Genomic DNA, 12,259 nt, shown 5'->3' on the forward strand with positions numbered 1-12,259 from the left:
AAATCCACCGCTCGGTGGATTTTATCTTTTATAAATAGTTTTGCATAAATGAATATGCATTGTTGAAACAAATCGCATTGATTTCTTCATCTGTGAATTCATTTTTCTTGAGTTTTAGTGCAATATTTTGGATTTCTGTGATGTCCTTCATACCAACCACATTACTATCTTCCATGCCAGGAATATAGTCCATAAAATCAAAACCTAATGCGATATGTTCAATACCAATCTTTTCTTTTAAGTATTCAAGGATTTCAATAAAGTCATCTAGTGTCGCATTTTCTTTCTTGTTCTTCACAAACCAACGAACCGGAATACCTCCAACTAGTCCTTGTTTATTTCTAATAATGTCTAGTTGTAAATCGCTCAAGTTACGGTAATGATTGTATAAAGCCTTCACATTACTGTGAGATGCGATGATGGGCTTTGTACTTGTTTTTGCGATATCATAGAAGTTCCATTCGCAACAATGACTTGTATCAATGGCTATGCCAATATGATTCATAGCTTGAATCGCTTCAACACCTAGATCTGTTAATGGTTTATTATTTGTTCTTGCACCACAAGCTAAGGCATTATCATCGTTCCAGCATAATGAACCAAGACGTACATTATGATTATATAACCATTGAATTTTATTTGTGACATCTTCTTTAATTCCACACATACCTTCAACAGCGATAAAGACTTGAATATCTTTATCGTTGTTAAATGAGAAATGTTTACTTGAATGAATACAATCATTGGCATATACGATACATTCTTGCATATCTTGCCATGATTCAGTGCCGCTAAAGCAGCAGACAATGGCAGAAAATTTCATGGTGCCTTCTTTAAAGCGAGGATAGTGAAATTCATCCAAACGATTCAACTGTTCTTTATGATCGAACAAATCATTTCCTATATCATCATGTAAATTCGCAAATGAGATCATGCGCTTAACTCCTTTAAGAAGTCTTGAATTTGATCGGCAATCGATTGTAGACTTTCTTGCCAGAACGATTCTTCTTCAATGTTGATATCTGCCATACTTGCGACATTTTCACAAGTATTTGTGGTTGTTGCAGCTAGTAGTTTTTCATATTTAGGAATAAATGATGTCCCTTCCTTTTTGAATTTTGCGTATAAACCACGAGAAAATAAAGCACCAAATGTATATGGGAAGTTATAGTACGCGATATCTGGAATGTAGTAATGTACCTTTGTAATCCAACGATAAGGATGTATCCAGTTCTTGTCTAAACCATCACCGAATGATTTATTTAGGGCTTCCTTCATTAGTTCACATAGTTGTTTGGCATTTAAGAAACCTTCTTCAATATGCTCAAATACAGATTTTTCAAATAAGAATCGCGCATAGATGTCCAATACGTTTTGACATAATGCCGATAATTGTGTATCAATGACTAATAATTTTTCTTTTTTAGGTAAAATGCTTGCCATATAGTTATACATTACATTTTCATTAAATGTACTTGCCGTTTCTGCCAGTGGCATACAATAATCACGGTTTAAAATAGCTTGTTCTTCAATCATTTCTCCATGGAAAGCATGACCTAACTCATGGGCAACTGTAATAATATCACTTAATGTATTGTTGTAGTTTGTGATAATACGACTTTCATGGATCCAACCCAGGTTTTCACAGAATGCGCCAGGTTGTTTACCTTCATAAGTTGGATAATCAATCCAATGTTCATTAAATGCAGTTTTTGTCATTTCATGTAAGTTTTCACCTACTTTTTCAAAAGCATCCAAAATATAGGATTCGCAATCTTCAATAGAGAAATTAAAGTCACATTCTTGTAAAGTGGCATAGATTTCATACCAAGGAAGACCATGATCATAACCTAGCATCTTGGCCTTTGTACGAAGGTATTTTCTAAATACAGGTAAATATTTTTGAATACTACTCATCATCGCATCTAATGTTTTGGATGACATTCTTGATTCAATCAACATTTTTTCTAAAGGATCTTTATAGCCAAGTAAGCGTGCTTCTATAAGTTGTTGTTTCTTAATGGCACTTACCGCAAAGGCAAGTGGTGTTTCAATTGGTTTATAGGCTTCAAGCTCGGCTAGGAAGGCATCTTTACGAACGTTGGAATCATTATCATGACACATATTCTTTACTTGTGTTAAGGGTAAGCTGTTCCCACGATAGTTGGCCTTGGCATTTCCAGTTAGTGCATAGTACATGTCTGAGAAAGCTTTTTTACTTGTTGGATATACTAAGTTTAATATTTCCTGCTGTTCTAAAGGCAATGTGTGTTTAGCATTGTTTAATTTTTCTTCAATGATAAATTTATAGGTTGAATAATAACTTGATTGCTTGATTTCTTTATCTTCTAAGATTTTTGTCCATAATTCATTCATTTGATTTGCGGCTACAGCACAAGCACTTAATACTTTGCTTGACCATAAAATAGCATCTTCATTGTTGGCTTCTACACTTAGTCTTAATGTTACATATAAACGAAGTCGATATTCTAAGTCTTTGATTTCTTCGAGTTGTTTAAAGGAAGTGTTTGTGGTCACGTTTTCTATTTTGTAGTTTACTAACTGGTCATAGTCCTTTAAAAAGATTGGATCATCATAACCAGTATATAATTTAGATAAATCCCATTTATAATTGTTTGTCATTTGTACACCTGTCTTTCTATATTAATTATAGGAAGTATAGGAATGGAATACTCAGAAAGGAATTTCCTAGATGTTAGGAATAATCGAATATTTCCTAATCGCTAGGAAGTTCGATTCATAGAAAAGAAAATTTGTATGATGTACAATACAATCAGAACAAGGAGGGTATCTATGGAAAACTTGGAAATGATAAGCTTTCAAATTATTTCTTGTGTAGGTACTGCAAAATCAAGCTATATTGAAGCAGCACGTAAGGCGCAGGAATACGAATTTGATAAGGCAGAAGAATTAATTAAAGAAGGAGATGCTATTTATATTAAAGGTCATGAAGCACATGCTTCTTTGATTCAACAAGAGGCAAGAGGAGAGTCTGTTGCGGTAAATATGTTGTTGATGCATGCAGAGGATCAATTGATGGCAGCTGAAAATTTTAAGGCTTTTGCCCAACAACAAATCGTGATTTTCAAGAAATTTCAAGATATTGAGAATAGGTAGGAGACGAATATGAAAAGAGTATACTTATTTTGTGATAATGGGATGTCAACAAGTATGATGGCACAACGTATGCAGGACGTGGCTGACAGTCACAACTTGCCAATTGAATGTAAGGCATTTTCATATAAAATCATTCAAGACATCATTGAAAAAAATACTTTAGATTGTATCTTGATTGGTCCACAAACTAAATTCTTATTTGATGAAATCAATAAAAAATACGGTGATAAAACACCAGTTATGGTTATTGATCCAACAGATTATGGTATGATGGATGCAGAAAAAGTATTAAAAAAAGCTATCGTGCAAATGAAAAAATTTAAAAACAAATAAGGTCGCTTTTTTAAAGCGATTTTATTTTTGAATCATATGTAGGAGGAAAATGTATGTACGGAATTATCGCAACATGGAGAATGGCTTTAGAAGGAATTTCAAAAGCAGATTCTATGTTAAAAAATAACGAAAGTGCAGCGGATTCGATTGAAGAAGCAATCAAAGCTGTAGAGGATTTTGAATACTATAAAAGTGTAGGATATGGAGGACTTCCAAATGAAGAAATGGAAGTGGAATTAGATGCTGCTTTTATGGATGGGGATACACTAGAATTTGGATGTGTTGGAGGCGTTAAAGATTTTGCCAACCCTGTTAGTATTGCACGTAGTCTAATGCACTATGATGCCAACAACTTCCTAATTGGTCAAGGTGCTGAAAAATATGCTTCAAGACATGGCTTTGAAAGAAAAACAATGCTTACAGATCGTGCCAAGATTCATTATCACAATCGTACAAAAGAAATCACAAATACGGAATTAAAACCATATTCAGGACATGACACAGTAGGTATGGTTTGTTTAGATACTGCAGGACATATGACAAGTGCTACAAGTACTTCTGGATTGTTCATGAAACATCCAGGACGTCTAGGCGATTCGCCTGTATGTGGTTCTGGATTCTATGTAGATTCTTTTGTTGGAGGAGCGAGTGCTACAGGGTTAGGGGAAGATGTTATGAAGGGCTGTGTTTCTTATGAAATTGTTCGCCTAATGAAAGAAGGCATGCATCCTCAACAAGCGTGTGAAAAGGCTGTACACGATTTTGATTTAGAATTAAAACGAAGAAGAGGGAAAGCTGGAGACATGTCTTTGATTGCGATGAATAATAAGGGGGAATGGGGTTGTGCTACAAATATTGAAGGTTTTAGTTTTGTAGTGGCAACTGAAAAACAAGTCCCAACAGTATATTTAGTAAATCATGATGAGGATGGAAAATGCACATTTGAAGTCGCAAGTAAAGAATGGATGGACAACTATATGGCTACGCGCACAGCTCCATTAGTAAGGAAATAAAATGGAAGAGGCATTATTAAAGAAAATCGATGAAATCAGCGAAGAGATGATTTCAGGAATCAAAAGAATTGTTCAAATCGATAGTGTACAAAGTGAAGCTAAGCCAGGTATGCCTTTTGGAGAAGGCGTAAATAAAGCTTTAGAAGAAGCATTGAAATTAGCTCGTGAATTAGGTTTTGAAACAGAAAACGTCGATCATATGGTGGGTATTGCCAAATATGGTCAAGGAGAAGACTATATTGGCATTATGGGACATTTAGATGTTGTACCTGTAGGAGAAGGATGGAATCATCCTCCGTTCTCAGCTTATGAAGATGAAAATGGCAGAATCTTTGCCCGCGGCATTTTAGATAATAAAGGGCCGACTTTATCTTGTTTATACGCATTATATGCCATAAAGGAATTGAAAATTCAGTTAAAGCGTCCTGTTTATATTTTGTTTGGAACCAATGAAGAAACGGGATTTGAAGATTTAACACATTTCCTTGAAGTCAGAAAACCACCTATTATGGGCTGGACACCCGATTGTAAATATCCGGTTGTATATGCGGAAAGAGGAAGAAGTACCTATCGTGTGAGTACGGCTGTTAAAAATAAAACTGTATTCAACCAATTTATTAATGAATATATTTTATCAGATAATGGATTTGGAAATAAATTGGGACTAAACATGGAGGATCCTGAATTTGGTAAAATGCAGATGAGCAATAAAAAGCTGGTGGATTTAGAAGGAAAACTTGGCTTTGACTTCTCTTTTAGCTATCCTGCAAGTATTAGTAATGATACAATAGAAGTGACAATCAAATCTAAATTAAGCAAAGGACTACAAGTAGAATGTATACATAATTATGATCCTGTTTATTTTGATAAAAATGGATTCTTATGTCAAACATTAAAGGCGACTTATGAAAAGGTAACAGGCATGGATGGGACGCCAGTTACAACTACGGGTGGAACTTATGCGAAGATCATGCCAAATATAGTTCCTTTTGGACCTAGTTTTCCTGGACAAAAGGGCATTGGGCACAATCCGAATGAATGGATGGATCGTAGTGATTTGATTTTAAATGCGAAAATATACGCATTAAGTATAGTGAGGTTGGCTAATGGAGAGAATGATTGAAGTATGTGCAGGTAGTTATCAAGATTGTATAGCTGCATATCAGGGTAGTGCAAAAAGGGTTGAATTAAATAGTGCGTTAAGTGTTGGTGGCTTAACGCCAAGTGTCGCGAGTCTAGTTCGTGTAAAAAAAGAAACAGACTTAACTGTAATTTGTATGGTACGTGTGCGTGCTGCTGGTTTCTGTTATGAAAAAGAAGATGTAGAAATTATGTTTGAAGATGCCAAGATTCTTTTGGATCATGGTGCTGATGGAATTGCGTTTGGTTTCTTAAATGAGGATGGCACAATTTGTGAAGAGGACACAAAAAGAATGATCGACTTAATTCATTCGTACAATAAGGAAGCTGTATTCCACAGAGCTTTTGATGTTACGCCAGATGCATTTGAAGCCATTGAAACATTGATTGATTTAGGGGCGGATCGCGTACTTACAAGTGGACAAAAAGCAAAAGCTATGGAAGGTATTGATTTAATTAAAGTATTGAATAATCAATATGGTGATAAGATTCAGATTCTTCCTGGCAGTGGAATGAATGCAGAAAACGCAAAAATGATGATGAATTATACAGGTGTATATCAGGTGCATTCGTCTTGTAAGAGCTATAAGGCAGATGCGACAACAACAAAAAATGGCGTTTCTTATAGTTACTTGGCTAGTCCACATGAAAATGACTATGATGTAGTGGATGTAGAGTTGGTAAAAAAATTAGTTGATAGTATAAAGTAAGGCGGTTTTCCCGTCTTTTCTTGTACAAAGTTGTAAGGAATGATATAACTTACTAAGTTATAACTAAGTAAGTCATAACTTAGTAAACGGAGATCTTATATGTTTGTTGGTAGAGAAAGTGAATTAATAAAATTAGAAAAAATGTATTCAACGAATGAATTTCAGTTTGCGGTAATCTATGGTCGTCGAAGAGTTGGAAAAACAACTTTGATTCGTGAATTTTTGAAAAATAAAGGGATTATTTCGGAATTGATGGATGACAATACATCCCATAGCAAAAGCCTCTAATTAAGTTCAGAACTATTGATTTTACCTAAGATGAATTGTTTTTGCATTTGTGATAATTATTTTTTATATCACAATTAAATAATGCTATAATCTAAAAAGGAAAGCACTACAACAATAGAGATAAGAGTAAAAATTCTTGCAATTATCACAATTTGTGGTATATTATAGGTGTATCGATAGATATGGAAACAAATGACCTTTACGGTGTGGTCCAAGTATCGCCGTTTGAGACAAAAGACCTTTACGGTGTGGTCCAAGTATCACCGTTTGAGACAAATGACCTTTACGGTGTGGTCCAAGTATCACCGTTATGGAGGCTTCATAGCCTCCCTTTATTTATTCGGGGTGAGGTATTGTATTAAATGATTAAAAATGCAATGTATTTTGGAAAAAGAGATTTATATAATTTAATAAAACGAGTCGGTGGAGAATGGAACGATACAAAAGATAGACCAATTTTTTGTTGTATAGAATCCTTGGAACATAAAGGATTGTATTGGGCTATTCCAGTAGGTAATTATAACCATAGGGACGCTTCTGCTAAAAGAAGAATTAATAATTTTATTAATTTGCCACCAGAGAATATAGCTTCTTGCTATTATCATATAGGACAAACCACAATTAAAAGTATATTCTTTATATCTGATGTTATTCCAGTTATTGATAAGTATATAGAAAGAGGATATATAAATAACTATACTGCTTCCATTCATATTGTAAAAAATAAAACACTAATAAGCGAGTTAGAGAATAAATTAAAAAGGATTCTTGCATACGAAAACAGCAATCCTAATTTTTTTAGGCAACATATAACCGATGTTAAAAATGAATTATTAAAAGAGTTAATTTAACATGTTTATGTAGACTAAATATAATAATCCAAGAAATTTACAAAAACAAATAACAGATTTCACCCTAAAAGTGTTTAAAGGCTATCACTTTCTAAAAGTAAAAATCCCTATGACTTTTAAAGGTTGATTTATCCTTGGTATCTAGTTTTATATATTCAATTAATTAGGCAGGACTAATAATCCTGCTTTTTCTTGTTCTTAGAACCTTTAGGTCTTCCTTGTTTCCTTTTGGTTGTGGTAATCCCTTTAATGACATTGGTAAATTCTACTATAGAACCATAATTTTGAATATATACTTCTCTGAAGATGATATCTTGAACATTTGGTAGCGAACATATAGCTTTTACTTTTTGTCTTTTATGAGCACCTTTAACATATAAACTGTTTTCTTTAATAAGCTCGTTTAATCTTTTGGCGCCGAGATTGTTGAAAAAATGATATTTATTGAAGATATACATCGATGTTTCATCATTTCCCTCAAATTCAGATTTATCTTTATCATCTTTTGATAAATTAATAACTTTTCTTGCTTCTCTAATCATGTCTTGCGATTTCTTAATAGTTTTCTTAGATGGACGTCTTAAATTAAGCTCTTTATTTAAAATATCTTTTTCTTTGGGATTGTCTTTATATTTAAGGGTATGTCTAATCATTTCACATAAAATCTTGGTTGCATCTAAACGAGCAAAATTTTTAATTTTATGATTAGTTTTATAATTTTGAAGATACACAAAAGTGCCTATATAGTCTTGTAAATAATCACTGCTTACACCAGTAGTATTCTTAACTAAATATTTATCTAACATTGAATGAAAAGCATTAACTCCATTAATACCAAGTTTAAATTTATATCTAATAACATTAAATTCATCGAATGAAATAGGTTTCTTACTATTTTCAATATGTGGATAACGTTTTTCTTTATACATTTGGCGATTTATAGCTTCATCTTTCGCATATTCTTGCTTTGTAAGTTTATGGTATAAATTATCAGTATCAATATAACCACGAGCCTTTCTTTCAGCTCAATAAGTTGATGGTTCAACATAATGCGTGTATCCATTTTTATCACACCAATTCGAATAGACGCTAAACATATCCGTACAAATATAAGAAACATCGCCAATGTAATTATTTATGCTTTCTAATTCATTAATATTCATTGGGCCTAAACATATGCATTTTGCCCATTACTAACATATTTGGACGAACTACAATGAGGACAGTTTAAAGTAATGTTATGTTCTTTAAAATTATTTTCTATGGATGCGGATATAACAGTATTCAATTGCTTAGGTAGTGACTTTCTTTTTCTTAGACCATCAATTATTTCTTGGTCTGTATATTTGCTGAAATCTGGCATTTACAGCGCCTCCTGTAATAAAAAATAAGCAACGAAATGAACTAAAACAATTCATCTTTGCTTATATTTTACTACATTATTGATTTTTGTCCTATAAACAAAGGATTATTTCATCACTCATATTCCGAAATAATCCAAATAAAGAGAGTTTATTGTACGTTTCGTTGGAAGGGACACAAAAAGAAAATTTAATTGGATTGTCACGAGTGGTTTCGAAGAATGATTCAATCGTATACGATTCATTTGAAAGCTTATTTAATGCGATTGATAAAATGTTAGAAACAAATCAAAAAATAGTTCTTGCGATTGATGAATATCCATATTTAGCCGAAAGCTATCCGCCTATTTCTTCTATTATTCAAAAGCATATTGATTTATGCTGGAAAGATAAAAATATGTTTTTAATTCTGTGTGGTTCAAGTATGAGTTTCATGGAAAATCAAGTGTTGGGATATAAAAGCCCACTATATGGTCGAAGAAGTGCACAATTTAAAATTACACCTTTCACATATTTAGAAACGCAAAAAATGCTTGTGAATTATGATAAAGAAAGTCAGGCAATCGCATATGGCATAACAGGAGGAATTCCTGAATATCTTTCAAAAATAGATACAAACAAATCTTTAGATGAGAATATATTAGATTTGTTTTTTGATGAAAATGGAACTTTTTTTGAAGAAGCAACTAATCTTTTAAAACAAGAAATGCGAAATCCCGCAAGCTATAATAGTATACTTGGCGCCATTGCTTCGGGGGCTAGTCGTTTAAATGAAATCGCAAATAAAGTGGGTCTAGATACGTCTGCTTGCAGTAGTTTATTGAAGTCTTTGATTGAATTAAACATAGTCGAAAAAATATATCCTGTTACTGAAAAAGAATCAAGTCGAAAAACAATATATGAAATAAAAGATACAATGTTTTTGTTTTGGTACAAATTTGTAAGACCAAATTATTCAAATATACAAATGGGTTTGGGCCATATTATATATGGTCAATACGTTAAACCAAAAATATCGGATTATATGGGGTATGTTTTTGAAAAAATGTGTACAGAATATATATATCAAGAACAAGTTTTCCTGACATTACCGTTTATTCCGGAAAAGATTGGCAAGTGGTGGGGGAATGACCCATTAAAAAAAGAAGAAGCAGAAATTGATATAGTAGCCATAAATTCAGATTCGTGCTTAATGTGTGAATGTAAGTGGAGAAATAAAGAATTAGATAGTCGAGTTTTAACTGTTTTAAATAGCCGAAAAGATATTTTTAAATATAAAAATAAGAGTTTAATGGCATTTTCTAATTCTGGCTTTACAGAAGATGCGATAGAATACGCAAAAAATAATGATATTCGATTAGTTTCGTTTGAAATGATGTAGATGTGCTACAATAGACGTATTAATGGAGGTTGTTTACTCATGAAGCGTAATGAACAAAAAATAGAAAACACTTGGAGAACAGAAGATATATTTAAAGATGAAGCAGCATTTCTAGCTTGTTTAGATACTTGTAAAGAATTAGGAAATGAGCTTTGTGCATGCGATGGAAAATTGGATGATGCATCCAACTTATTATCATTTTTAAAGGGATATGAAAAATTAACATGTCTATTAGATGATTGTTTAGGCTATTCTTCTTTGTTGTCAGATCAAGATACGGCAGATGCCCATCATCAAGAATTAAAAGGAAAAGCCAATGCATTAGCGGTTGAAGTTTTTACTAAGCTATCTTTTAGTGATGTACAAATCATGCAGATTGAAAATTTAGAGTCTTTTTATGCATCTGAACCCATCTTAGAAAGATATCGTGTATATCTAGAAGAAGTATGTCGTTTAAAAGAACACGTATTATCTCAAACAGAAGAAAAATTAATGGCATCCAGTTCATTGATGCAAGACACACCTTATTCGATTTTTGGAATGTTGAACAATGCGGATTTAAAATTTGAAGATGCGATCGATTCAAAAGGAAATAAACACACTTTAACTACAGGTACATTTATCCATATGTTAGAGCAGGAAGATGAAGTGCTAAGAGAGAGTGCATATCGTAATTTTTATGCAGGCTATGGTTCTATGATCCATACTTTAGCTGCTTGTTTAAATGGACAGACAAATCAGTTGAAATTTAATAGTACAGCACGTAAATATGCATCGAGTTTAGAATGCGCAGTCGATGCGAATAATGTTTCACCAAAAGTGTATGAACAATTGATTGAAACGGTACATAAAAATATCCATGTTTTACATAAATATATGCGAGTTCGTAAAGAAGTTATGAAGAAAGATAAACTTCATATGTATGATCTATATGTACCTATGGTCAATGAATGTAACGTTCCTGTATCTTTTGAACAGGCCAAAGAAGATATCTTACATTCCGTTCAATTGTATGGAACAGAATATGCCAATGTTTATGAAAGAGGATTAAATTCGCGTTGGATCGATGTATATGAAAATGAAGGAAAGCGTTCAGGTGCCTATTCAAGTGGACAAAGAGTACATCCTTTTGTCTTGATGAACTTTGCAAATTCTTTAGATACAGAATTTACTTTAGCTCATGAAATGGGGCATGCGATGCATTCTTATATGTCTACAAAATATCAGGCTCCATTAGATCGTCATTATAAAATATTTGTAGCCGAAGTTGCCAGTACTTGTAATGAAGCTTTATTGATGGATTATTTGCGCAAACAAAACTCAGATCCTAAATTCCAGGCTTATTTGATAAATCACTTTATGGAACAATTTAGAACTACATTATTTAGACAGTGTATGTTTGCGGAATTTGAAAGGATCATCAATGAAAAAACAGCAAACAACGAAGTTTTGACAAGTGATACATTGAATCAAATCTATGCGGATTTAAATAAATTCTATTATGGAGAAGATGTGATTGTGGATGATGAAATTAGTATGGAATGGGCTCGTATTCCACATTTCTATATGAATTTCTATGTATACCAATATGCGACAGGATTTAGTGCAGCTATGGCTCTATCACAAAAATTGCTTCATGGAACACAAGCTGATATTGAAGCATACTTATCTTTCTTAAAGGGAGGATGTACAAAGTCTCCAGTCGAATTATTGCGTATGGCTGGGGTTGATATGGCAAGTCCAAAACCAATTGAAGATGCGATTGAATTATTTGATTCTTTAATTGATGAATTTGAGAGTATTATGAAGTAGAAAGTCGTTTGATTTTCTACTTTTAGTCATTTTAAAATTAGTAATAAATAAATGATAAAAAATGATACATTCATTTTCAGAAAATAGATGAAAATTATGGTATGATATTCATTGAGATAATATGAAGTGACCTCCTATTGTCAATACGTGGATTACGACTCATAATTGAATTGATTAAAAACACTTATGGTGTCGATGCCATAACACAATAGGAGGTCACTATGAAAAGTAT

Annotated in this window: 13 protein-coding genes; 9 read left to right on the forward strand and 4 right to left on the reverse strand. The window is 32.8% G+C overall.

Annotated elements, in window-relative coordinates; genetic code table 11:
* Positions 1-28 precede the first annotated feature (28 nt).
* Positions 29-934, reverse strand: coding sequence for a dipeptidase (locus H8911_RS06085; protein ID WP_222620972.1), 906 nt, complete (start codon positions 932-934; stop codon positions 29-31).
* Positions 931-2,643 (reverse strand): M3 family oligoendopeptidase, encoded by a 1,713-nt coding sequence (locus tag H8911_RS06090; RefSeq protein WP_186999028.1) that lies wholly within the window; start codon positions 2,641-2,643, stop codon positions 931-933. Before H8911_RS06090 ends, H8911_RS06085 begins: the two co-directional genes overlap by 4 nt.
* Before the next feature lie 171 nt (positions 2,644-2,814).
* On the opposite strand from H8911_RS06090, the gene H8911_RS06095 reads away from it, so the two are divergent.
* From H8911_RS06095 to H8911_RS06125, 7 genes are all read left to right on the forward strand, one after another.
* A complete protein-coding gene (locus tag H8911_RS06095) occupies positions 2,815-3,138 on the forward strand; it encodes a PTS sugar transporter subunit IIA (protein WP_117925071.1) in 324 nt (107 codons plus the stop codon).
* A gap of 9 nt (positions 3,139-3,147) precedes the next feature.
* Positions 3,148-3,471: a PTS sugar transporter subunit IIB gene (locus H8911_RS06100; RefSeq protein ID WP_117572409.1), complete on the forward strand. Its 324-nt coding sequence runs from the start codon at positions 3,148-3,150 to the stop codon at positions 3,469-3,471.
* A 53-nt stretch (positions 3,472-3,524) separates the two neighbouring features.
* On the forward strand, positions 3,525-4,484 hold the full coding sequence (locus H8911_RS06105; protein WP_117925073.1) for a glycosylasparaginase: 960 nt from the start codon (positions 3,525-3,527) through the stop codon (positions 4,482-4,484).
* 1 nt (position 4,485) lies between these two features.
* The gene (locus tag H8911_RS06110) at positions 4,486-5,607 is read left to right on the forward strand and encodes a Sapep family Mn(2+)-dependent dipeptidase (protein WP_186999029.1); all 1,122 of its coding nucleotides are present in this window, start codon (positions 4,486-4,488) and stop codon (positions 5,605-5,607) included.
* Positions 5,591-6,334, forward strand: coding sequence for a copper homeostasis protein CutC (locus tag H8911_RS06115; RefSeq protein WP_217255891.1), 744 nt, complete (start codon positions 5,591-5,593; stop codon positions 6,332-6,334). Before H8911_RS06110 ends, H8911_RS06115 begins: the two co-directional genes overlap by 17 nt.
* A gap of 99 nt (positions 6,335-6,433) precedes the next feature.
* Entirely contained in the window at positions 6,434-6,622 is a 189-nt protein-coding gene (locus H8911_RS06120) for an ATP-binding protein (RefSeq protein ID WP_244975722.1), read from the forward strand.
* A gap of 362 nt (positions 6,623-6,984) precedes the next feature.
* Positions 6,985-7,473, forward strand: a complete 489-nt coding sequence (locus H8911_RS06125; RefSeq protein WP_186999030.1) for a hypothetical protein — start codon at positions 6,985-6,987, stop codon at positions 7,471-7,473.
* Between the two features lie 173 nt (positions 7,474-7,646).
* Here H8911_RS06125 and H8911_RS06130 read toward each other — a convergent pair whose 3' ends face one another.
* Complete coding sequence (locus tag H8911_RS06130; RefSeq protein ID WP_186999031.1) at positions 7,647-8,402, reverse strand: hypothetical protein; 756 nt, start codon at positions 8,400-8,402, stop codon at positions 7,647-7,649.
* A gap of 96 nt (positions 8,403-8,498) precedes the next feature.
* Positions 8,499-8,636, reverse strand: coding sequence for a hypothetical protein (locus H8911_RS12455; RefSeq protein ID WP_222620973.1), 138 nt, complete (start codon positions 8,634-8,636; stop codon positions 8,499-8,501).
* A gap of 352 nt (positions 8,637-8,988) precedes the next feature.
* Between H8911_RS12455 and H8911_RS06135 the strand changes: the two genes are divergently transcribed.
* Positions 8,989-10,215 (forward strand): DUF234 domain-containing protein, encoded by a 1,227-nt coding sequence (locus H8911_RS06135; RefSeq protein WP_244975723.1) that lies wholly within the window; start codon positions 8,989-8,991, stop codon positions 10,213-10,215.
* Positions 10,216-10,254: 39 nt separating this feature from the next.
* Positions 10,255-12,027 carry an oligoendopeptidase F gene (gene pepF, locus H8911_RS06140; RefSeq protein WP_158567603.1) on the forward strand — a complete coding sequence of 591 codons (1,773 nt, stop codon included), beginning with the start codon at positions 10,255-10,257 and terminating at the stop codon, positions 12,025-12,027.
* Positions 12,028-12,259 lie beyond the last annotated feature (232 nt).

This window comes from Holdemanella hominis (assembly GCF_014306155.1).
GTDB classification, from domain to species: Bacteria; Bacillota_I; Bacilli_A; order Erysipelotrichales; family Erysipelotrichaceae; genus Holdemanella; species Holdemanella hominis.